A 20,463-nucleotide genomic window follows, 5' to 3' on the forward strand; every position below is an offset into this window, starting at 1 on the left:
TTCCATCGAAAGATCGAGAAAATCCGTTTTCTTTTGAAGGGGACGATCGCCCTAAGAAACCTGGAAGGCGATCACCGCAGCCGAGATTGCGATAACCCAGAGCGCCAGTCTTCCGAGCCGCGTGTGCCGCGCTTCAGCGCGACCGATGCGTTCTGCCGTTTCCGCATCAAACCGCAAGCCATCCTCGCTCATGCGAACGATGTCACTATGCAGCTTCTCGGTCTTCGCTGCAATCTCGGGCAGGGCCTCCGCCAGCCTGAGAGCCGCCTTCGCCCCGTCCCGCAGATCCGTCGCAATGCGCTTGGGCCCGAGATTGTCGCGGATCCAGTGCGAGACCACCGGCTCGGCGGCCTTCCACATGTTGAAGCGCGGGTTGAGAATGCGCGACACGCCTTCGACTACGACCATCGTCTTCTGCAGCATGACGAGCTCGGGGCGCGTCTGCATGTCGAAGAGTTCGGTGACCTCGAAAAGCAGGGTCAGCAGCTTGGCCATGGAGATCGTTTCGGCCGGCTGCCCGTGGATCGGCTCGCCGATCGCCCGGATCGCCTGGGCAAAGCTTGCGACATTATGGTGCGACGGCACATAGCCGGCCTCGAAATGCACCTCGGCAACACGCATGTAATCGCGCGTGATGAAGCCGTAGAGGATCTCGGCAAGGAAACGGCGCTCCTTCTTCCCGAGACGGCCGGCAATGCCCATGTCGACGGCCACGATCATGCCCGTGGGATCGACGAAGAGATTGCCCGGATGCATGTCGGCATGGAAGAAGCCGTCGCGCAGCGTGTGGCGAAGGAAGGACTGGATCAACGTGTCGGCAAGCGCGTTGAGATCATGGCCGGCTGCTCTCAAGCCCTCGACATCCGACATCTTGACGCCGTCGATCCATTCCATGGTGACGACATCGCGGCCGGTCCGCTCCCAGTCGACCTTGGGGACCCGGAAACCCGGATCGTCCTTGGTGTTTTCGGCGATCTCCGAAAGCGCGGCAGCCTCGAGGCGGAGATCCATCTCCACCTTGGTGGTCTGCTCCAGCGTCTTGGTGACCTCGACTGGGCGCAGTCGGCGGGTATGCGGCAAGAAGCGTTCCTGCATATGCGAAACGAGGTACATGGCCTCGAGATCGGCGGCAAAGCGCTTGCGCACGCCGGGCCGGATCACCTTGACCGCCACCTTGCGTTTGCCCTCGGGCGTTTCCACCTCGGCCGGATGCACCTGGGCGATCGACGCCGCAGCGATGGGTTCGCCGAAATGGGCGTAGAGATCGTCGATGGAGCGGCCGAGCGACTCCCGGATCGTCGCCTTTGAAGCCTCCGTCGGGAAGAAGGCCATGCGGTCCTGCAGCCCGGCCAGATCTTCTGCGAATTCGGCGCCGACCACATCCGGCCGCGTGGCCAGAAACTGGCCGATTTTCACATAGGAGGGGCCGAGCCGCGCAACGGCCCGCGCCAGCCGGTCGGAGCGCTCAGCAGATTTTGCCCGATTGCGGGCCAGGGGCGCGACGGCGGCTTTGGCAATGCCCACCATCGGCGGCAGGCCCTCCGATGGCAGGGCGGCAATCACGCCTTCCCGCACCAGCACCCAGCCCACCCGCGCCAGGCGGAAATATGCCCCGATCGTGCTCATACGGCTTAGATCTTCCAGCCGGAATGCAGCGCGGCGATGCCGCCGGAATAGTTGGTGAACTTGACGTTGGAGAAACCGGCACGTTCTATCATGCGCGCAAAATCGGGCTGGTTGGGGAACTTGCGGATCGATTCCACGAGGTACTGGTAGGGCTCCGCGTCACCCGTGATCATCTTGCCGAAGCGCGGGATCGCGTTGAACGACCAGGCATCATAGACCTTGTCGAGAAGCGGCATCTCGACCTCGGAGAATTCGAGGACCAGAAGACGACCGCCACGCTTCAGGACGCGGAAGGCTTCCGAAAGTGCGACATCGATATGCGGCACGTTGCGGATGCCGAAGGCGATCGTATAGGCGTCGAAGCTCTTGTCTTCAAACGGCAGGCTCTCGGCATTGGCCTCGACGAAAGTGAGGTTGGGCGAAAGCCCCTTCTTCTCGGCACGCTCGGCGCCGACGCCGAGCATCGAGCCGTTGATGTCGAGCACGGTCGCATGGGCCATCCGGTTGGAGGCTTCCACGATGCGGAACGCAATGTCGCCGGTGCCGCCGGCGACGTCGAGCACCTTGTAATTGGGATCCTTGCGCGGATTGAGCGCCGCCACCATCGAATCTTTCCAGACGCGGTGCAGGCCAGCCGACATCACGTCGTTCATGATGTCGTAGCGCTTGGCCACCTTGTGGAAGACCTCGTTGACCAGCCCCTGCTTTTCCTGCTCGTCGACCTGGCGAAACCCGTAGGAGGTTTCCATGCCGCCATCGGCGGAAATGCGGCTTGCAGTCATCGGTTCACTCCACATATCGGAACGGTCGGCGGACCATAGCGAAAAGGCTCGTCACGCGCTATCTGCGCAGGAGAAGCCAAAGGCTGGCTGGTCTATAGACCTTTAAAGAAGCGGTTCAAACAGAAAGATGGGCTTAAATGCCGGAATTGCCAGAGGTTGAGACGGTAAGACGCGGCCTCGCCCCCGCGATGGAAGGAGCGAGAGTGCAGCGCCTGGAGCTGCGGCGCGCGGATCTGCGCTTTCCGCTGCCGCGCGATTTTGCCGCAAGGGTTGCGGGACGCCGCATCCAGGCGCTGTCACGCAGGGCGAAATACCTGCTTGTCGATTTTGAAGAGGACCTGACGCTCATCGCCCATCTCGGCATGTCCGGCTCCTTCCGCATCGAGGCAGACGAGGGCGCCAACCTGCCCGGCGTCTTCCACCACGAACGCAGCAAGGATGAAAAGCACGACCACGTCATCTTTCACCTGGAGCGTCCGGAGGGCGCCGTTCGCATCGTCTATAATGACCCGCGCCGCTTCGGCTTCATGGACCTGATGGCGCGCTCGGAACTCGATACCTATCCGGCCTTTCGCGAGCTCGGTCCCGAACCCGTGGGCAACATGCTCTCGGCGGATTATCTCGCCACCCGGTTCGCCGGACGCGCCCAGCCGTTGAAGAGCGCCCTTCTGGATCAGAAGGTGATCGCCGGCCTCGGCAATATCTATGTCTGCGAGGCGCTCTGGCGGTCGCATCTGTCGCCGACCCGCAAGGTTGCGACCCTGGTCACGAAGACCGGCAAGCCGAAACCGCAGCTGACGCTGCTTGCCAGTTCCATCCGCGAGGTGATTGCGGACGCGATCGAAGCTGGCGGCTCGTCGCTGCGCGACCATATCCAGGCGGACGGCACGCTCGGCTACTTCCAGCATTTCTTCCGCGCCTATGATCGCGAGGGAAGGGAATGCCTCACGGATGGTTGTGGCGGTACCGTCGAAAGGATAGTTCAATCCGGCCGCTCGACATTCTATTGTCGCGCCTGCCAGAAATGAGGCCTGAAGGCCGCGAAGGGAGGAAGCCATGTCATTTGAAACCCTGCTGATCGAACGGCGCGATCGTGTTGCGCTGGTGACGCTCAATCGCCCGCAGGCGCTGAATGCGCTGAACTCGACCGTCATGCGCGAACTCAGCCAGCTCCTGGCCGAACTGCAGGCGGACGCTGATATCGCGGCCGTTGTGCTGACGGGGTCGGAAAAGGCCTTCGCCGCCGGAGCGGATATCAAGGAGATGCAGTCGCTCGACTTCGTCGACAGCTATATCGGCGACTTCATCGGCGGCTGGGACCAGGTCGCGGGCTTCCGCAAGCCGATCATCGCCGCGGTCTCCGGCTTCGCCCTCGGCGGCGGCTGCGAACTCGCCATGATGTGCGACTTCATCATTGCCTCGAAGACCGCGAAGTTCGGCCAGCCCGAGATCACGCTCGGCATCATCCCCGGCATGGGAGGCTCCCAGCGGCTGACCCGCGCCGTCGGCAAGGCCAAGGCCATGGATCTCTGCCTGACTGGCCGGATGATGGATGCAGCGGAAGCAGAAAGCGCGGGCCTTGTGGCCCGCGTCGTCGAACCCGAGCGGCTTCTGGACGAGGCGCTGGAAGCGGCAGCCAAGATTGCCTCGCTGTCTCTGCCCTCCGTGATGATGGCCAAGGAGGCGGTCAACCGCGCCTTCGAGCAGACCTTGAGCGAAGGCTTGCGTTTCGAGCGTCGCCTGTTCCATTCGCTGTTCGCGACCGAAGACCAGAAGGAGGGAATGGCTGCCTTCGTGGAGAAACGGAAGCCGAGCTTCAAGAACAGATAAGCGCAAGGGAAGGCGCGTTATCTGCAGAATCCGCGTTGACGCAACCGCGCTTTCCCGCTATATGCCCGCCCACGGTTGGGAAAGCCGATGCGCTTTCCCCATGAAACAGCTCCCCAAGTGCTGGTATGGCAGGTCGCAACGACCCGACGCGGCGATGGTGGGCTTTGGTTTGAATTCGAGAGAGGCATTATGGCCAACACAACTTCGGCGAAGAAGGCGACCCGCAAGATCGCTGCCCGTACTGCAGTCAACAAGGCTCGTCGTTCGCGGGTCCGTGGTTTCATCCGCAAGGTCGAAGAAGCCATCGCTTCGGGTGACGCAACTGTCGCCAAGGATGCTCTGAAGGCTGCTCAGCCGGAGATCCAGCGCGCTGCCACCAAGGGCGTCGTTCATGCCAACACTGCATCGCGCAAGATCTCGCGTCTTGCTGCTCGTGTGAAGGCACTGGCTGTCTAATTTTAGACACCTTTTTGACAAATTGTGAAGAGCCTGGCGTTTCGCCGGGCTCTTTGTCGTTGGTGCTGCGTTTTACTGTAAATTGATGTTTTAGGATTTTCTGTTGCAGTGCAGCTTGTCATTCCGATGACATAAAAAATCGAATGTTTCCAATGGCTTCAAGGAGGTGGCTCGCGTAAGGCCCCCTCCGGGCTGGGGGAAGTTACCCCTCCTGGCCGTCAAGGAAAATTTTATTTTTTGGCTTTGCGACAACCCCGTTTTGTGCCCGTTTGGGAATCTCCTTGATTCAAAAGCGATTCTTTTTCGCCCGAATGTGACGCAAAAATGAAGTACCAAGAGTCAATGGCCTGAGGCTCCGCTACCGTAAAAATCGGTGTTGATCTTCACATTTGATCCTGCCTTAATGTTTCTCAGCAAAGGGCGAGGGACTAGCCCGAAACGACGGTCTGAACGGCAGGAATGCTCTCAAGATAGTCGCCTTTGCCGGAGCGGAGTGTGTCCATTCCGTTTTCTCATAAAGTGATCGGCGTTGCATCGGAAACTTGGCTGTTTCCGGGTGATGACGATTTGTGCCTTGAAAGGGCCCTGCGGCTCTGAAGGGATGAACGATCGGCATGACGAGGATGCCGTTCGCTGTGAAAGGACATCCGTCGGCGTGAGGGGGCGACGGAAGCTGTGTCGGGCTTTTGGCTGAAGCGCGACGAGTGTTCGGGGACTGTCGATCTCTAAGGGATCGACGTGAGATGAAGCGGCTGTCGGACGGCGAGAGAAACGCCCGACACCTGGAATGAATTGGAAGGCGGCAAAATGCAGATGAACTCTATGACGGCCGGTGCATTGGCGAACGGGGACAATGCACATTCGGCGCTTGGCGCCGCGTGCTCCGACGGAGCAGGAGAGAATGCCGATATGAAGCATAACGATCTCTTTGACCGCTTCAGCAAGCGACTGAAGGCTCAGGTCGGGGTCGACGTCTACCAAAGCTGGTTTGGACGCCTGAAGCTCCATTCCGCATCGAAGAGCGTGGTCCGTCTGACGGTCCCCACCACTTTCCTGAAGTCGTGGATCAACAACCGCTATCTCGATCTCATCACCTCCATCTTCCAGGCCGAAGATCCCTCGATCCTCAAGGTCGAGATCATGGTGCGCAGCGCAAGCCGCAGCACCCGCGGTCCCCAGGTGGAAGAGCGCGCCGCCGGCAGCGAAGCCGCCCAGCCTGCTGCCGCTCGCAAGTCCGGTCCCCAGTCGATCGGCCAGATCGCGCAGCCGCAGACCCCGTCCAATGGGACGGCTCCGCGCAGCCAGAGCGGTCCGCTCTTCGGTTCGCCGCTCGACAGCCGCTACACCTTTGACGGCTTTGTCGAAGGCGCCTCCAACCGCGTGGCCCTCGCTGCCGCCAAGACGATTGCCGAAGCCGGTGCCGGCGCCGTGCGCTTCAACCCGCTCTTCATCCATTCCTCGGTTGGCCTCGGCAAGACGCATCTCCTGCAGGCGATTGCCAATGCGGCTATCCAGAGCCCGCGCCAGCCGCGCGTCGTCTATCTGACGGCCGAATATTTCATGTGGCGCTTCGCCACCGCGATCCGCGACAACGATGCCCTGACGCTGAAGGACTCGCTGCGCAACATCGACCTCCTGATCATCGACGACATGCAGTTCCTGCAGGGCAAGATGATCCAGCACGAATTCTGCCATCTCTTGAACATGCTGCTCGACAGCGCCAAGCAGGTCGTCGTCGCCGCCGACCGCGCACCCTGGGAACTGGAATCGCTCGATCCGCGCGTTCGCTCGCGCCTTCAGGGTGGCGTTGCCATCGAGATGGAAGCGCCCGACTACGAAATGCGCCTCGACATGATGAAGTCGCGCCTGGAAGTCGCCCGCAAGGACGACCCCTCGCTCGACATTCCCGCAGACATTCTCGAACACGTCGCCCGCAACATCACCAGCAGCGGCCGTGATCTGGAAGGCGCCTTCAACCAGTTGCTCTTCCGTCGCTCCTTCGAGCCGAACCTGTCGATCGAACGCGTCGACGAACTGCTTGCTCATCTCGTTGGTGCCGGCGACCAGAAGCGCGTGCGCATCGAAGACATCCAGCGCGTCGTTGCCCGTCATTACAACGTCTCGCGTCAGGAACTCGTCTCGAACCGCCGCACCCGCGTCATCGTCAAGCCGCGCCAGATCGCGATGTATCTGTCGAAGACGCTCACCCCGCGCTCCTTCCCGGAGATCGGCCGTCGCTTCGGCGGACGCGACCACACGACCGTCCTGCATGCCGTTCGCAAGATCGAAGAACTGATCTCGGCCGACCAGAAGCTGTCGCAGGAAATCGAGCTGCTGCGCCGCCTGATCAACGAATAAGCGAGCCGTTGTCTGCAGAATAAGGAAGCCCGCCGGTTCGTCGCCGGCGGGCTTCTTTCGTTCAATCGAGCGCCTCGGTGCGAGACCTCATCAGCAACTCGGGATCGATAACGAAGCTCAGCAGGCGAGATCGGCGACGACGGCGTCGAGGATCAGCATGCCCGGCGGTGTGCAGCGCAGCCGCGAATTGCCGAGGCGCTCGATGAAGCCCTGGTCCAAGAGGAACTGCTCCTTGTCCGGATCGGGATCGCGGCCGGAAAGCTGTTGCCAGCGGGCGAGGTCGACACCCTCTCGCAGGCGAAGCCCCATCAGCAGCAATTCGTCCGCCTGCGCCTCGTGATCCAGCTCCTCGCGGTCGACGATGCCATGGCCATTCTGCTCGACGGCGGAAAGCCAGGTCTCGGGATGTCGTTCGGCCACCGTTGCGATCTTGCTCCGCCCCTGCGTCAGCCGTCCATGCGCGCCGGGGCCGATCCCGGCATAATCGCCGTAGCGCCAATAGGTGAGGTTGTGCCGACTTTCGGCTCCCGGGCGGGCATGGTTGGAAACCTCATAGGCCGGCAAACCTTCGCGCGCCGTGATCTCCTGCGTCGCCTCGTAAAGGGTTGCGGCATGCTCGTCGTCGGGCACGATCAGCTTGCCGGCCTTGTGCAGGCCGTAAAAGGCGGTGCCTTCCTCGATGGTCAACTGGTAGAGCGAGAGGTGATCGACCGCATAGGAGATCGCCTCCTTCAACTCCTTCTCCCAGGCCTCGACCGTCTGGTTGGGGCGGGCATAGATGAGATCGAAGGACATGCGCGGAAAGATCTCGCGCGCCAGCCGGATCGCCTTCAGCGCATCCGCCACGTCATGCAGTCGTCCGAGAAATCTAAGATCCGGATCATTCAGCGCCTGCACGCCGAGCGACACCCGGTTCACACCCGCGGCCCTGTAGCCGCGGAAACGGGTCGCCTCGACGCTCGAAGGGTTGGCCTCCATCGTGATCTCGATGCCGTCGGGCATGTACCAGTTGGCGGCGATCCCGTCGAGGATCGCGCCGACCGTCGAAGGATCCATCAGCGAAGGCGTGCCGCCACCCATGAAGACGCTGGTCACCGTCTTCGGCCCCGACAACGCCCGCACGGCCTTCAGCTCGGTGAGGAACGCCTGAACGAAGCGCGCCTGATCGACCGGCTGATGCCGCACATGGCTGTTGAAGTCGCAGTAAGGGCACTTGGCCGCGCAGAAGGGCCAATGCACGTAAACGCCGAAGCCGGGCTCTCCGGTGTCGGGCAGCAGCGTGAAGGACCGGTCGGTCAACGCTTCAGGCCTCCAGGCAGGTTTCGACGAAGAGCTTGAAGGCGCGGGCGCGGTGCGACAGTGCCGCCGCATCTCCCGGCTTCCAGCCATGCTTCTCGTCCGCCGTCATCTCGCCGAAGGTGCGTTCATGCCCCTCAGGCTGGAAGATCGGGTCGTAACCGAAGCCGGCGGACCCACGCGGCGGCCAGGCAATGGTGCCTTCGACCTCGCCGCGGAAGAATTCGGTGTGACCGTCCGGCCAGGCGAGACAGAGCACGCTGACGAAGCGGCAGGTGCGTTGCGAAGGCTCGGTCGCGCCCCGCTCGGCAAGCGCCTTTTCGACCTTCTCCATCGCCCAGGGGAAATCACGCGTACCGTCTTCCCGCTCGGCCCAGTTGGCAGTGTAGACGCCGGGCGCGCCATCGAGCGCATCGATCACCAGCCCGCTGTCATCCGACAGCGCCGGCAGACCGGACGCCTTGGCCGAGGCCAATGCCTTGATGGCCGCATTTTCCTCGAACGTCGTGCCCGTCTCGTCGGGCTCGACGAAAGCAAGGTCCTTGGCCGATTTGGCCGAGAAGCCGAAGGGGCCGATCAGATCAGCGATCTCGGCGATCTTGCCGGCATTGTGGCTGGCCACGACGATCGTGCGGGTGTCGAGCTTGCGCATGGGGTCCTCAGAGATTCCAGAGTTTGGGTTCGGCGCATTCCAGGCTGTTGCCGGCCGGGTCGCGGAAATAGATCGAGCGGGCGCCGGTCGGCCAGCGGAAATCGGCCTCGATCGCCACTCCGGCGGCTGTCAGCTTCGCGACCATGTCGTCCAGCCTGTCTCCCGAAACGCGAAAACAGAGGTGTCCCGCACCTGTGGCGCCATGAGGCGGCACGGGCAGCGCTCCGGGAGACGCAGTCTTTACCGTCTCGTCGGCGTTGAAGATCAGCACCACGGTCTGACCGCAGCGGAAGAAGATGTGCCGGTCATCGTGGCGGGCGATGCGCTCGAGGCCGAGTACGGTGCCGTAGAAGTGCTCGGCGGTATCGAGATCGGACGCATAGAGCGCGGCCTCCAGAACACCTTCGATCTCCTGTGCCATCGACCCGGCCCTCAAGTTTAGCCAATCGCCTGCTTCTGCAGGGCCACCAGTTCATCGATACCGTTGCGGGCAAGGCCAAGCAGCGTCAGGAACTCGTCCTGGGTAAACGGCTTGCCTTCGGCCGTGCCCTGGATCTCGACGATGCCGCCGGAGCCGGTCATGACGAAGTTGGCATCGGTCTCGGCTGCCGAGTCTTCCAGGTAATCCAGATCGATCACCGGCTGGCTTGCAAAGATCCCGCAGGAGATCGCTGCGATATGGTCCTTCAGAACCTTCTCGACCTTCACCATGCTGCGCGCTTCCATCCATTTCAGGCAGTCGTGCAGGGCGATCCAAGAGCCGGTGATTGCCGCCGTGCGCGTGCCGCCATCCGCCTGGATGACGTCGCAGTCGATCGAGATCTGCCGCTCGCCGAGCGCTTCGAGGTCGACGATGGCGCGCAGCGACCGGCCGATGAGCCGCTGGATTTCCTGAGTGCGGCCGCTCTGCTTGCCGGAGGAGGCTTCGCGGCGCATGCGCTCGCCGGTCGCGCGCGGCAGCATGCCGTATTCGGCCGTCACCCAGCCCTTGCCGGAATTGCGCAGCCACGGCGGCGTCTTGTCCTCAAGGCTTGCGGTGCACAGCACATGCGTGTCGCCGAACTTCACCAGGCAGGAGCCTTCCGCATGCTTGGAGAAATTGCGCTCGAACGAGACCTTGCGCATTTGGTCGGTTTTTCTGCCGGATGGCCGCATTGCAATCTCCTGAGTTGTTCGTTGCCTTCTAAGGAGGGAGCCACCCATTTGCAAAGAAAAACCATGCCGCAACGCCGCAGGAGGCGTGTCGAAGCCTCAAATACCCCTTGGTCATCGAACAAGCAGTGATTATATTTGCGCCATGAAACCTCTGAGATCCTGTCCGCTGCGCCAATGGCATCACTGAAGACGACTGTCGCAGACGTTTCCGCGTCGCTGGACGAACGCTCACGGGAAGTGTTTCGCCGCATCGTCGAGACCTATCTCGATTCCGGTGACCCGCTGGGCTCGCGCAACCTGTCGCGCCTGCTGCCGATGTCGCTGTCCCCGGCCTCGGTGCGCAATGTCATGAGCGATCTCGAAGATCTCGGCCTCATCTATGCACCCCATGTCAGCGCCGGCAGGTTGCCGACACAGGCGGGACTGCGCTTCTTTGTCGACGCCTTCATGCAGGTGGGCGATCTCTCGGAAGGCGAGCGCGACGAGATCGAGCGGCAGATCCGCCCGACCAGCGCCGATCAGCCGATGGAGGCGATGCTGACTGAAGCAAGCCGCATGCTCTCCGGGTTGTCGCGCGGCGCAGGCCTCGTCATATCGTCGAAGAACGATCCCGTACTGAAGCATGTCGAATTCATCCGGCTCGAGCCGACCAAGGCCCTTGCCGTCCTCGTCGGCGAGCACAATCAGGTCGAGAACCGGATTATCGAGCTACCGGCCGGCGTCACCGCTTCGCAGCTGACGGAAGCGGCGAACTTTCTGAACGCCAATCTTGCCGGCCAGACGCTGCGCGAATTGCGCGGGCAGATTGAGAAGCTGAAGACCCAGGTCGCAAGTGAACTCGACACGCTCTCGCAGGATCTGGTCGAGCGCGGTCTCGCCGTCTGGTCGGGCGAAGTCGCAGGAAAGCAGCCGGCCCGCCTGATCGTGCGTGGCCGCGCCAACCTGCTCGAAGGCCTTGCCGGCTCGGAGGATATCGATCGGCTGAGGCTGCTCTTCGATGACCTCGAGCGCAAGGAAAGCCTGATCGAGATCCTCGACCTTGCCGAAAGTGGCCCAGGCGTGCGCATCTTCATCGGCTCCGAGAACAAGCTCTTCTCGCTGTCGGGTTCCTCGCTGATCGTGGCACCCTACCGCGATGGCGAAGACCGCATCGTCGGTGCCGTCGGCGTCATCGGGCCGACGCGCCTGAATTACTCGCGGATCGTGCCGATGGTCGACTACACCGCGCAGCTGATGGCCCGGCTGTCACGCAGCGGGCGTTAGGCGGATTTCCCGCCAACCCTTGATTTTTTCACCCCAAACCCTGATATCGGGCACGAATTCGACACCGAGAGTTCGGACACCAAAACCATTCGGAGAACGTCATGACCGAAGAAACCAACAAGAACGGACCTGACGCGGCGGCCCACGAGGCGCACGCAACCGAAGCGGCTGAACAGCAGGCTGCGGGCGCAGACGAGGGCGCGACGGAGGCTCAGCTGGACCCTGTGGAAGCCCTCCAGGCCGAGAACGCCGACCTGCGCGACCGCTTCCTGCGCCTCGCCGCTGAGATGGACAATCTGCGTCGCCGCACCGACCGCGAGATCAAGGACGCGAAGTCCTATGCCGTCACGAGCTTCGCCCGCGACATGCTCTCCGTTTCGGACAATCTTCGTCGCGCCATCGAGACGCTGCCGGAAGAGGCGCGCGCCGCCGCCGACGCCACGCTGACGGCACTGATCGAAGGCGTGGAAATGACCGAGCGCGGCATGCTCGCAACGCTGGAACGCCACGGTGTGCGCAAGATCGACGCCGAGGGCCAGAAGTTCGATCCGAATTTCCATCAGGCGATGTTCGAGGTCCCGAACCCGAATGTTCCCAACAACACGGTGGTTCAGGTCGTCCAGGCTGGCTATGCGATCGGCGAACGCGTCCTGCGCCCGGCCATGGTCGGTGTCGCCAAGGGTGGTCCGAAGGCGGACGCCGTTGCCGAGGACGCCGCCAAGGCTTGAGCACTCAAGTCAGAGACCGCATGAAAAAAAGCGCCCGCTGGGCGCTTTTCTATTGAGCTCATCTGACGCTGCAGATCAGGCCGCGTTTGAGGCCTGTTCTTCGTTCAGGAAAGTGTAGATCGCCGAAGCGGATTCGGTCGCGCGGAGCTTGGCCACCAGATCCTGGTCGCGCAGCACGCGGGCAATCCGTGACAGGGCCTTGAGATGATCCGCACCGGCACCTTCGGGTGCGAGGAGCAGGAAAACGAGGTCGACCGGCTGGTCGTCCAGGGCCTCGAAATCCACGGGCGTTTCCAGGCGCGCAAAGACGCCGGTGATCTTGGTGATCTTGTTGAGCTTGCCATGCGGGATCGCGATCCCGTTGCCCACGCCCGTCGAACCCAGACGCTCGCGCTGCAGGATCACGTCGAAGATTTCCCGTTCCGGAATGTCGGTGAGCTTGGAGGCTTTGGCCGCAAGTTCCTGAAGCAGCTGCTTCTTGGAGTTCACCCGGAGGGCCGGTACGACAGCATCCTGCTGCAGCAAATCTGCCAATGCCATATCAATGTCCTTCATGCCTCGGATCGACGAGCGGGCGGCCGCCTCGTGCAGCCGCCCAAGCCGATCCTCAGCCTTTGATGTTGGCGGAATCGATCCACCCGATATTACCGTCATTCCGACGATAAACGATATTCAATTGTTCACTTCCCGGGTTTCTGAACAGAAGAACCGGTTCATCCGTCATGTCGAGAGCCATAACGGCCGTAGCGACCGACATGGTCCGCAGTTTCTTTGTGCTCTCGGCCACGATCGTCGGCGCGTAGTCTTCCGGCAGTTCCTCGTGATCCTCGTCCACGGAGTCCATGACCGTATAGGCCACCTCGATCGGCGGGTTCTGAGCCTCGCCGGCGTGATGATCCTTCAGCTTGCGCTTGTAGCGGCGCAGGCGCTTTTCGACGCGTTCGAACGCCGTGTCGAACGCCACTTGCGGATCATTGGCCTCGCCTGCGGCATGCAGGTTCGCGCCGGTATCGAGATGCACCAGGCAATCGGCCGCGAAGCGCGACTGCGACTTCGTGACGACCACTTGCCCGGAATACCCTCCGTCGAAGTACTTGGTAACCGCATCCTGGATTCGGTCTTCGATCCGCTGGCGGAAAGTTTCACCGATTTCCATCTGCTTGCCGGATACACGCACACTCATGGAGTTTCCCTTCTTATGATTGGTTGCGTATCCATTTTACGCCAAGCGACGTCCGCGTCCAAGCTTTTCGAGCGGTTCGGTCAGTCTCTGCCTTCGTTTGTCGGGCGTGGTCGAGGGGACTTTTCCCTCGGCGACAGTGTGCGCTGTCGATTGCGGCGCGCTTCTAGCCGCCATCGGCCGCAGAGTCAATCTCCTGTTAATCTTTGCGGTGATTTGGGCCGGTCAGACCGCGGAAACCTTGGCCATGGCGCGCTTTTCACGGCGTCTTTGCACCGAGGAGGCGATGTTCATCGACTCCCGGTATTTCGCCACGGTGCGCCGCGCCAGCTCCACGCCGCTCGCCTTCAGCTGATCGACGATGTCGTCATCGGAGAGCACGGCATCGGGGCTTTCCTGGGCGATGAGCGCGCGGATCCGGTGGCGAACCGCTTCCGCCGAATGGCTGTCTCCGCCCTCGGCCGACGCGATGGACACGCTGAAGAAGTATTTGAGCTCGAACAGCCCGCGCGGCGTCATCATGTATTTGTTCGTGGTGACGCGGCTGACGGTCGATTCGTGCATTTTGATCGCGTCGGCAATCGTCTTCAAATTGAGCGGACGCAGATGATCGACGCCGTGATCGAGGAAGGCCGATTGTTGCCGGACAATCTCTGCCGCGACCTTGGTGATGGTCTTTGCCCGCTGGTCGAGGCTGCGGGTCAGCCAGTTGGCGTTCTGAAGGCATTCCGACATGAAGGCCTGGTCGGGCGCATCCTTGGCCATACCGGGGCGCACGGCCGCCATGTAGCTGTGATTGACCAGCACGCGGGGCAGGGCGTCCGGGTTGAGCTCCACCCGCCATCCGCCGTTTCCATCGGCCCGGACCACGATGTCGGGCGTGACAGACTCGCTGACGGCGTGTTCGAAGCTGCTGCCCGGCTTGGGGTTGAGCTTGCGGATTTCCGACAGCATGTCGATGAGGTCTTCCTCGTCGACGCCGCAGATTTTCTTCAGCGTCGCGAAATCGCGCTTTGCCAGGAGCTCGAGATTGTCGACCAGCACCGCCATGGCAGGATCATAGCGGTCCCGCTGGCGCAGCTGGATCGCCAGGCATTCACTGAGCGAGCGGGCAAACACACCCGCGGGTTCCAGCGTCTGCAGGGTGGTGAGAACCTCTTCCACGGCATCGCGCGACAGGCCGAGGCGGCTGGATATCTCGGCGAGATCGGCCCGCAGATGGCCGGCTTCGTCGAGATGGTCGACGAGCACGGAGGCGAGCAGCTGATCGGAGGCGGTACTGAGCGCAAACGGGATCTGCTGATTGAGGTGGTCGCGCAGGCTGATCTGGCCGGCGACGAAATCGTCGAGGTCGAAACCTTCGCTGCCATCGCCCGATTGCCCAGGCATCGATTTCCACTGGCCGAGCAGCTCCGGCGCATCGGGGCGTTGCGCCGAGCCTTCATCGGCGAAGGCCGTATCGTAATTGGTGTCGAGGCGGTCGTTCAGACGGTCGCTGGCGTCGTTTTCGTACCAATCGCTGTCTAGAGCGGGCGGTGCTGCGAAATCATCGCCATTGACCTGATTGTCCTGCTGAGATCCGGTGCCGTGGCGATCGGCAGTCTCGGAAGGGTCTCCGCTCAAATCTCCGTCATCTGCCGCGATTTCGAGCAGCGGATTGCGCTCCACTTCCTGCGCGATGAACTGCATCAGTTCGAGGTGAGTCATCTGTAACAGCTGAATCGATTGCATCAGCTGCGGAGTCATCACCAGAGACTGGCTCTGTCGCAGGAACAGGTTGGCGGATAAGGCCATGGCGGACGTTCGACTCCCCTACATTCCCCCGTATTCCCGCCCTTGATGGCGGGAAAAATCCACTTGGCCCAAAAATTGCTTTTTATTTTACTTTGGTCAAGCCGCAGGAGGGGGAGGGGTGGCGTTTTCTTCGCCGAACCCTAGAGGCTGAACTGTTCGCCGAGATAGAGACGACGGACATCGGCATTGTTGACGATGTCGTTGGCGCGGCCGTGGGTCAGCACCTCGCCGGCATGGATGATATAGGCGCGGTCGATCAGGCCGAGCGTTTCGCGCACATTGTGGTCGGTGATCAAGACGCCGATACCGCGGGCCGTCAGGTGACGGACCAGATTCTGGATGTCAGAAACAGAGATGGGATCGACGCCGGCGAACGGCTCATCGAGCAGCATGAAGGTCGGGTCCGTCGCCAACGCGCGGGCGATTTCGAGACGGCGTCGCTCACCACCGGACAGCGCCACCGCCGGCGACTTGCGCAGCTTCTCGATGTGGAATTCCGCCAGCAGTTCGTCGAGCTTGGCTTCGCGCTTGCGTTTGTCGGAAATGTGCACTTCGAGCACGGCACGGATGTTTTCTTCGACCGTCAGCCCACGGAAGATCGAGGCTTCCTGCGGCAGATAGCCGACGCCGAGGCGGGCGCGCCGATACATCGGCATCGACGTCACGTCATTGCCGTTGATCGAGATCGTGCCGGCATCGACCGGCACCAGCCCGGTGATCATGTAGAAACAGGTGGTCTTGCCAGCCCCGTTCGGTCCGAGCAGGCCAACGGCCTCGCCTCGGCGCACCACGAGCGAGGCGCCGTTGACCACACGACGGGAATTATAGGTCTTGGTCAGTCCATGGGCGATCAGCGTGCCTTCGTAGCGCGCCTTGTCGCCCGGCAGGCCGGCCGGGGCAGCCGCCTTCTTGGCCTGCTTTGTCCTGGAGAAAAAAGGAATGTGCACGTTCACGCGGACCCGTCAGTTGCTCTGCTGGGACTTGGGATCCAGCTGGATCTGGACGCGCCGGCCACAGCTGTCGAGCTTCGCCCGTCCCGTTTCCATCTGAACGGTCAGCTTGCAGCCGACAAAGACATTCTGTCCCTCAGACAGCACCACGCGCTCGCCTTCGAGCACGAAAAGCTGCTGGGCCATGTCAAAATAGCCCTTGTCGGCGGTTGCCTGCTGCGTGCCGGAGGAGAGGAACACCTTCTGCGCGACGTCGATCTTCTCGATGTCGGCATTGCCCTGTGTGACCGTCTGGCCTTCGCCGCGATAATGCACCACCATCGACCCAGCCTGCAGCGTCGTCGTGCCCTGAACCACCTTCACATTGCCGGAGAAGAAAGCCTTCTTCTCCTGCTCGCGGATTTCCAGCGCGTCGCTTTCGATCTGGATGGGCTGGTCGTTCGACAGCTTCAGGCCGTCCATCTGGCTGTTGGTCGTCTGGGCTGCAGCGGCCGATGCCAGGATGCTCGCCGAAACGAACAGGAAGCCAGCGACAACAGACGTGGTAGAGGGGCGATTCATCATGGCTGGGCGGCTTCCATAGACCGATTGCTGCGAAGGGCGGACGGCTCGATATTCAACTTGACGCTGCCCGAAAAAATCATGGTTCGCCCCTTATCCTTCATCTCGAGCGAGTTCGCAACAATCGAGGCGCCTTTGGTCTGGATCGCCACCGGATCGTCCGTCTTCATGGTGCCGCCGGAGATATCGAGATGCGCGGAGCCGAACTGTGCATCGATGCCGCTGCTGAGGTTCAGGGTGAAGGGCTTGTCGAGATCGAGGATATTGGCGCCGCGGTCGAAGATGCCGCTGGTCGCCACGACATTGGCGACAACCTTGTCATTGACGGGCACCGCCGCAGCGATCGTCTCGAGCGTGATCATGTTGGGGTTCTTGATATCCTGCAGCGCGCGCTCGGCCCGCATCGAATACCGCACGCCGTCGGAATTGCGCCCGGCGATTGCAGGCTTCTCCATCACGACCTTGCCGTCTTCGATCTTGGCCGATTCAATCTGCAGCTCCTCGGGCATCAAGCCGCGGACAAAGGAGACGGCCACGAAGGCAAGCGTGATCCCGAGCGCAGCGACCGGCAGCAGAAAGCGCAGGCGACGCACACGGCGTGAATGGTTCACGGCCCGTCGATAGGCTTCAGCGCCGGATCCGCTGTCGGCGGTCGGCAGGCCGTCATGTGTCGTTTGCAGCATTAACAGGAACCCGTTCTCATGGCGCTTGGCCGAAACCTGTGCGCCTACTTTCGTCGTTTCGCATGTCCACCGGTCCTTGCCAATATGGATTGTGGCGGCCCGGTTACAAGAACTGCGCCAGAGGGAGCGTCGACGGGCCGGGTGGATAAAGTGAGGCGACGCCGATCACGATTTAGCGTGTGATGCACGTCATATCGCTCGCAAAGCCACCAATTTATGGTTAAGTTGTTCCTTGACTGAGCTTTTTTGCTTTGGCAACTTTGTCGCCGCTCACGTCACAAGAGAAATTTCAGGGGGTCCGCGTGATAAAGTCGGAATTGGTGCAGATCGTCGCGGCCCGCAATCCGCATCTCTACCATCGCGATGTCGAAAACATTGTGAACGCGGTACTCGACGAAATTACCGATGCGCTCGCAGCGGGCAACCGTGTGGAACTGCGCGGCTTCGGCGCCTTCTCCGTCAAGAACCGCCCGTCGCGTTCCGGCCGAAATCCCCGCACGGGCGAAACCGTCTTCGTTGAAGAGAAGTGGGTGCCCTTCTTCAAGACCGGCAAGGAATTGCGCGAGCGCCTCAACCCCGGCATGGGCGACGAGGACGACGAATAAGACGCTTTTCGCGTTGAAAATTCCGCCTCTGTCCTTACCTTGAACCACTGAGAGGTCCCGGTTGCGGGATCGGGCAGAAATGGGAGTTGTCGAGATGGTGCGCAAAGTGGTGAGCCTCGTGGTATTCGTTCCGCTCGGTGTGCTCCTCGTCATTCTGGCAGTTGCCAACCGCGCGCCGGTCAATCTCGCCCTGAACCCCTTCAATCCGGCCGACCAAGCGCTCTCGGTTTCAGCACCCCTCTTCGTGCTGCTGATCCTTGCCGTCATGCTCGGCGTGCTGCTGGGTGCGATCGTCACCTGGTTCACCCAGGGCAAGCACCGCAAGAAGGCGCGCAACCAGTCGCGCATGGCCCAGCAGTGGCAGGCCGAGGCGGATCGTCAGAAGACGCGCGCCGAAGAGATTGCCGGCTCGACCCTTCCCCAGATCGGCGCGCGCTGACCACGCCGGCGGCGCAAGCCACGCGTGCTCGCGCCAAATTTCCTTTTCGCGCCGGGCCGGCAATGCTAAGGGCAGGCCGAGACGAACACCGACCCACGGATATCAGACGTGAAGAACAAGGAACGTCGCCCCGGCAAGCCATTCCCGGGAGCGAAGGCGAAAGGCAATGGCTCGGACCGGCCGGGCTCGGCAAAGCCCGCGTCTGCAAAGGGCAGGGACGACCGTTCTAGCCGCCCGCCACGCCGCGATGCCGATGCGCCCAAAAGCCGCCCGCAGCCGCAAGCCGTTGACACCGCGGCCGAGCCCTCTCGGCCCTTGACGGTGCGCTCCGGCGAGCGCCCGGCCGAGCGCGTGCCGCTGATCCTGGAATCCACGGGGGCCGGCGATTTCCACCTGATCGATAGCGGCGAGGGCCTGAAGCTCGAGCAATACGGTCCCTATCGCATCGTCCGCCCCGAAGCTCAGGCCCTCTGGCCAAAGGCACTGCCCACCCATGTCTGGGACAAGGCAGACGCCGTCTTCACCGGCGACACGGATGAAGATGGCATGGGCCGCTGGCGTTTTCCCCGCGAGGCGCTCGGCGAGACCTGGCCGCTTTCGCTCCTCGGCGTCGATTTCCATGGCCGTTTCACGGCTTTCCGTCATGTCGGTGTCTTCCCGGAGCAGATCGCCCACTGGAGCTGGATGAAGGAGAAGATCGAAGCTGCCGATCGGCCGCTGAAGGTTTTGAACCTCTTCGGCTATACCGGCGTTGCCTCGCTGGTTGCCGCTGCTGCCGGTGCCGAAGTCACCCATGTCGACGCCTCCAAGAAGGCCATTGGCTGGGCCCGCGAAAACCAGTCCTTGAGCCGCCTGGACAAGGCGCCGATCCGCTGGATCTGCGAAGACGCGATGAAGTTCATCTTGCGCGAGGAGCGCCGCGGCAATCGTTACGACATCATCTTGACCGATCCGCCGAAATTCGGCCGCGGCCCGAATGGCGAAGTCTGGCAGCTTTTCGACCATTTGCCGCTGATGCTCGACATCTGCCGCGAGCTCCTGGCACCCAAGGCGGTGGGTCTGGTGCTGACCGCCTATTCGATCCGCGCGAGCTTCTATTCGATCCACGAACTGATGCGCGAAACCATGCGTGGCAAGGGCGGGCTGGTCGAGTCGGGCGAGCTCGTGATCCGTGAGGCTGGTCTCGACGGCAAGACGCCGGGGCGTGCCCTCTCCACCTCTCTTTTCAGCCGCTGGGTGCCGAAATGACCGATGATTTTCGCCACGAGGGACCGCGCCGGGTCGGCCAGGTCAAGGAAGTCACCAGCCTCGCCAATCCGATCATCAAGGACATCAAGGCGCTGTCCCTGAAGAAGGCGCGCGACGAGAGCAAGACATTCCTCGCCGAAGGCCTGAAGCTCGTCATCGACGCGCTCGATCGCGGCTGGACCATCCGCACCCTCGTCTATGCCAAGGCCGGCAAGGGCAAGCCGCTGGTCGAGAAGGTGGCCGCCCGCACCGTCGCCGCCGGCGGACTGGTGCTGGAAGTCAGCGAAAAGGTCATGTCCTCGATCACCCGGCGGGAAAATCCGCAGATGGTGGCCGCCGTCTTCGAACAGCGTTGGACACCGCTCAAGGACATCCAGCCGAAGGGCTCGGAAACCTGGATTGCGCTCGACCGCGTTCGCGACCCCGGCAATCTCGGCACCATCATCCGCACGGCAGATGCCACCGGCGCCTCGGGCGTCATCCTCGTCGGCGACTGCACCGACCCCTTCTCGATGGAAACGGTGCGCGCCACCATGGGCTCGATGTTCGCTTTGCCCCTGGTGAAGACATCGCCCGCTGATTTCCTCAAGTGGAAGAAGTCGGTCGATGCCCGCCTCGTGGCCACGCATCTCGCCGGCGCCGTCGACTACCGCACCATCGACTACAAGTCGAAGCCGGTCATCCTGATGATGGGCAATGAGCAGTCGGGCCTGCCAGATGAGCTGGCTCAGGCGGCTGACAAGCTCGCCCGCATCCCCCAGGTCGGCATGGCCGATAGCCTCAACCTTGCGGTCGCCACCGGTGTCATGCTCTTCGAGGTTCGTCGCCACCTGCTCACGCTCGATGGAGCCAAGTGA

The 20,463-nt window shown here is 62.2% G+C and carries 22 protein-coding genes; 10 read left to right on the top strand and 12 right to left on the bottom strand.

Going from position 1 to position 20,463, the window contains the following annotated elements:
- Window positions 1–51: 51 nt before the first annotated feature.
- Together ubiB and ubiE are read right to left on the bottom strand one after the other, a co-directional pair.
- Entirely contained in the window at window positions 52–1,626 is a 1,575-nt protein-coding gene (ubiB, locus tag FAA86_RS09990) for a 2-polyprenylphenol 6-hydroxylase (protein ID WP_136540221.1), read from the bottom strand.
- A gap of 5 nt (window positions 1,627–1,631) precedes the next feature.
- A complete protein-coding gene (gene ubiE / locus FAA86_RS09995) occupies window positions 1,632–2,408 on the bottom strand; it encodes a bifunctional demethylmenaquinone methyltransferase/2-methoxy-6-polyprenyl-1,4-benzoquinol methylase UbiE (protein WP_113460169.1) in 777 nt (258 codons plus the stop codon).
- A 137-nt stretch (window positions 2,409–2,545) separates the two neighbouring features.
- Between ubiE and mutM the strand changes: the two genes are divergently transcribed.
- The 4 genes from mutM (at window position 2,546) to dnaA (ending at window position 7,052) form a co-directional block, all read left to right on the top strand.
- Window positions 2,546–3,436 carry a bifunctional DNA-formamidopyrimidine glycosylase/DNA-(apurinic or apyrimidinic site) lyase gene (mutM, locus tag FAA86_RS10000; protein WP_136540223.1) on the top strand — a complete coding sequence of 297 codons (891 nt, stop codon included), beginning with the start codon at window positions 2,546–2,548 and terminating at the stop codon, window positions 3,434–3,436.
- 28 nt (window positions 3,437–3,464) lie between these two features.
- Complete coding sequence (locus tag FAA86_RS10005) at window positions 3,465–4,238, top strand: enoyl-CoA hydratase (protein WP_136540225.1); 774 nt, start codon at window positions 3,465–3,467, stop codon at window positions 4,236–4,238.
- A 189-nt stretch (window positions 4,239–4,427) separates the two neighbouring features.
- Entirely contained in the window at window positions 4,428–4,694 is a 267-nt protein-coding gene (gene rpsT / locus FAA86_RS10010; protein ID WP_113460166.1) for a 30S ribosomal protein S20, read from the top strand.
- An 807-nt stretch (window positions 4,695–5,501) separates the two neighbouring features.
- Window positions 5,502–7,052, top strand: a complete 1,551-nt coding sequence (dnaA, locus tag FAA86_RS10015) for a chromosomal replication initiator protein DnaA (RefSeq protein ID WP_113460165.1) — start codon at window positions 5,502–5,504, stop codon at window positions 7,050–7,052.
- 117 nt (window positions 7,053–7,169) lie between these two features.
- Here the strand turns inward: dnaA and hemW are convergent, their stop codons facing one another.
- From hemW to rph, 4 genes are read right to left on the bottom strand one after another with little or no spacing between them, the layout of a single operon-like run.
- Window positions 7,170–8,351 carry a radical SAM family heme chaperone HemW gene (hemW, locus tag FAA86_RS10020; protein WP_136540227.1) on the bottom strand — a complete coding sequence of 394 codons (1,182 nt, stop codon included), beginning with the start codon at window positions 8,349–8,351 and terminating at the stop codon, window positions 7,170–7,172.
- 4 nt (window positions 8,352–8,355) lie between these two features.
- On the bottom strand, window positions 8,356–9,000 hold the full coding sequence (gene rdgB, locus FAA86_RS10025) for an RdgB/HAM1 family non-canonical purine NTP pyrophosphatase (RefSeq protein WP_136540229.1): 645 nt from the start codon (window positions 8,998–9,000) through the stop codon (window positions 8,356–8,358).
- 7 nt (window positions 9,001–9,007) lie between these two features.
- The gene (locus FAA86_RS10030) at window positions 9,008–9,421 is read right to left on the bottom strand and encodes a VOC family protein (RefSeq protein WP_136540231.1); all 414 of its coding nucleotides are present in this window, start codon (window positions 9,419–9,421) and stop codon (window positions 9,008–9,010) included.
- Between the two features lie 17 nt (window positions 9,422–9,438).
- Window positions 9,439–10,155: a ribonuclease PH gene (gene rph / locus FAA86_RS10035; RefSeq protein WP_136540233.1), complete on the bottom strand. Its 717-nt coding sequence runs from the start codon at window positions 10,153–10,155 to the stop codon at window positions 9,439–9,441.
- A gap of 174 nt (window positions 10,156–10,329) precedes the next feature.
- On the opposite strand from rph, the gene hrcA reads away from it, so the two are divergent.
- Window positions 10,330–11,418 (top strand): heat-inducible transcriptional repressor HrcA, encoded by a 1,089-nt coding sequence (gene hrcA, locus FAA86_RS10040; RefSeq protein WP_136540235.1) that lies wholly within the window; start codon window positions 10,330–10,332, stop codon window positions 11,416–11,418.
- A gap of 101 nt (window positions 11,419–11,519) precedes the next feature.
- Complete coding sequence (gene grpE / locus FAA86_RS10045; protein WP_136540237.1) at window positions 11,520–12,146, top strand: nucleotide exchange factor GrpE; 627 nt, start codon at window positions 11,520–11,522, stop codon at window positions 12,144–12,146.
- Between the two features lie 75 nt (window positions 12,147–12,221).
- Here grpE and ptsN read toward each other — a convergent pair whose 3' ends face one another.
- The 6 genes from ptsN to lptC all read right to left on the bottom strand — a co-directional run bounded on the left by ptsN (window position 12,222) and on the right by lptC (window position 17,314).
- Window positions 12,222–12,686: a PTS IIA-like nitrogen regulatory protein PtsN gene (ptsN, locus tag FAA86_RS10050; protein ID WP_113460311.1), complete on the bottom strand. Its 465-nt coding sequence runs from the start codon at window positions 12,684–12,686 to the stop codon at window positions 12,222–12,224.
- A 67-nt stretch (window positions 12,687–12,753) separates the two neighbouring features.
- Entirely contained in the window at window positions 12,754–13,329 is a 576-nt protein-coding gene (hpf, locus tag FAA86_RS10055; protein WP_113460158.1) for a ribosome hibernation-promoting factor, HPF/YfiA family, read from the bottom strand.
- Between the two features lie 222 nt (window positions 13,330–13,551).
- Window positions 13,552–15,120, bottom strand: coding sequence for an RNA polymerase factor sigma-54 (gene rpoN, locus FAA86_RS10060; protein WP_136540239.1), 1,569 nt, complete (start codon window positions 15,118–15,120; stop codon window positions 13,552–13,554).
- A gap of 140 nt (window positions 15,121–15,260) precedes the next feature.
- Window positions 15,261–16,007 (bottom strand): LPS export ABC transporter ATP-binding protein, encoded by a 747-nt coding sequence (gene lptB, locus FAA86_RS10065; RefSeq protein WP_162760080.1) that lies wholly within the window; start codon window positions 16,005–16,007, stop codon window positions 15,261–15,263.
- Window positions 16,008–16,082: 75 nt separating this feature from the next.
- A complete protein-coding gene (locus tag FAA86_RS10070; protein WP_136540241.1) occupies window positions 16,083–16,634 on the bottom strand; it encodes an LptA/OstA family protein in 552 nt (183 codons plus the stop codon).
- The gene (gene lptC, locus FAA86_RS10075) at window positions 16,631–17,314 is read right to left on the bottom strand and encodes an LPS export ABC transporter periplasmic protein LptC (RefSeq protein ID WP_136540243.1); all 684 of its coding nucleotides are present in this window, start codon (window positions 17,312–17,314) and stop codon (window positions 16,631–16,633) included. The genes FAA86_RS10070 and lptC overlap by 4 nt, the downstream gene beginning before the upstream one ends.
- A 302-nt stretch (window positions 17,315–17,616) precedes the next feature.
- Here lptC and FAA86_RS10080 point away from each other — a divergent pair, with 302 nt between their 5' ends.
- The 4 genes from FAA86_RS10080 (at window position 17,617) to FAA86_RS10095 (ending at window position 20,463) form a co-directional block, all read left to right on the top strand.
- Window positions 17,617–17,919 carry an integration host factor subunit beta gene (locus tag FAA86_RS10080; RefSeq protein ID WP_054149157.1) on the top strand — a complete coding sequence of 101 codons (303 nt, stop codon included), beginning with the start codon at window positions 17,617–17,619 and terminating at the stop codon, window positions 17,917–17,919.
- Between the two features lie 94 nt (window positions 17,920–18,013).
- Window positions 18,014–18,358 (top strand): LapA family protein, encoded by a 345-nt coding sequence (locus FAA86_RS10085; protein ID WP_113460309.1) that lies wholly within the window; start codon window positions 18,014–18,016, stop codon window positions 18,356–18,358.
- Between the two features lie 108 nt (window positions 18,359–18,466).
- On the top strand, window positions 18,467–19,606 hold the full coding sequence (locus FAA86_RS10090; protein WP_136540245.1) for a class I SAM-dependent methyltransferase: 1,140 nt from the start codon (window positions 18,467–18,469) through the stop codon (window positions 19,604–19,606).
- On the top strand, window positions 19,603–20,463 hold the full coding sequence (locus FAA86_RS10095; RefSeq protein WP_136540247.1) for a TrmH family RNA methyltransferase: 861 nt from the start codon (window positions 19,603–19,605) through the stop codon (window positions 20,461–20,463). Before FAA86_RS10090 ends, FAA86_RS10095 begins: the two co-directional genes overlap by 4 nt.

The organism is Rhizobium rosettiformans W3, assembly GCF_004912135.1.
GTDB classification, from domain to species: domain Bacteria; phylum Pseudomonadota; class Alphaproteobacteria; order Rhizobiales; family Rhizobiaceae; genus Allorhizobium; species Allorhizobium rosettiformans.

Bases quoted from the DNA above. Each gene is read 5' to 3' on its own strand.
- hpf (WP_113460158.1), bottom strand. From the start codon at position 13,329: ATGAGTGTGCGTGTATCCGGCAAGCAGATGGAAATCGGTGAAACTTTC.
- rpsT (WP_113460166.1), top strand. From the start codon at position 4,428: ATGGCCAACACAACTTCGGCGAAGAAGGCGACCCGCAAGATCGCTGCC.
- FAA86_RS10095 (WP_136540247.1), top strand. From the start codon at position 19,603: ATGACCGATGATTTTCGCCACGAGGGACCGCGCCGGGTCGGCCAGGTC.
- lptC (WP_136540243.1), bottom strand. From the start codon at position 17,314: ATGCTGCAAACGACACATGACGGCCTGCCGACCGCCGACAGCGGATCC.
- FAA86_RS10030 (WP_136540231.1), bottom strand. From the start codon at position 9,421: ATGGCACAGGAGATCGAAGGTGTTCTGGAGGCCGCGCTCTATGCGTCC.
- FAA86_RS10005 (WP_136540225.1), top strand. From the start codon at position 3,465: ATGTCATTTGAAACCCTGCTGATCGAACGGCGCGATCGTGTTGCGCTG.
- FAA86_RS10070 (WP_136540241.1), bottom strand. From the start codon at position 16,634: ATGATGAATCGCCCCTCTACCACGTCTGTTGTCGCTGGCTTCCTGTTC.
- ubiB (WP_136540221.1), bottom strand. From the start codon at position 1,626: ATGAGCACGATCGGGGCATATTTCCGCCTGGCGCGGGTGGGCTGGGTG.
- grpE (WP_136540237.1), top strand. From the start codon at position 11,520: ATGACCGAAGAAACCAACAAGAACGGACCTGACGCGGCGGCCCACGAG.
- ubiE (WP_113460169.1), bottom strand. From the start codon at position 2,408: ATGACTGCAAGCCGCATTTCCGCCGATGGCGGCATGGAAACCTCCTAC.
- rph (WP_136540233.1), bottom strand. From the start codon at position 10,155: ATGCGGCCATCCGGCAGAAAAACCGACCAAATGCGCAAGGTCTCGTTC.
- rdgB (WP_136540229.1), bottom strand. From the start codon at position 9,000: ATGCGCAAGCTCGACACCCGCACGATCGTCGTGGCCAGCCACAATGCC.
- dnaA (WP_113460165.1), top strand. From the start codon at position 5,502: ATGCAGATGAACTCTATGACGGCCGGTGCATTGGCGAACGGGGACAAT.
- FAA86_RS10085 (WP_113460309.1), top strand. From the start codon at position 18,014: ATGGTGCGCAAAGTGGTGAGCCTCGTGGTATTCGTTCCGCTCGGTGTG.
- ptsN (WP_113460311.1), bottom strand. From the start codon at position 12,686: ATGGCATTGGCAGATTTGCTGCAGCAGGATGCTGTCGTACCGGCCCTC.
- rpoN (WP_136540239.1), bottom strand. From the start codon at position 15,120: ATGGCCTTATCCGCCAACCTGTTCCTGCGACAGAGCCAGTCTCTGGTG.
- mutM (WP_136540223.1), top strand. From the start codon at position 2,546: ATGCCGGAATTGCCAGAGGTTGAGACGGTAAGACGCGGCCTCGCCCCC.
- hrcA (WP_136540235.1), top strand. From the start codon at position 10,330: ATGGCATCACTGAAGACGACTGTCGCAGACGTTTCCGCGTCGCTGGAC.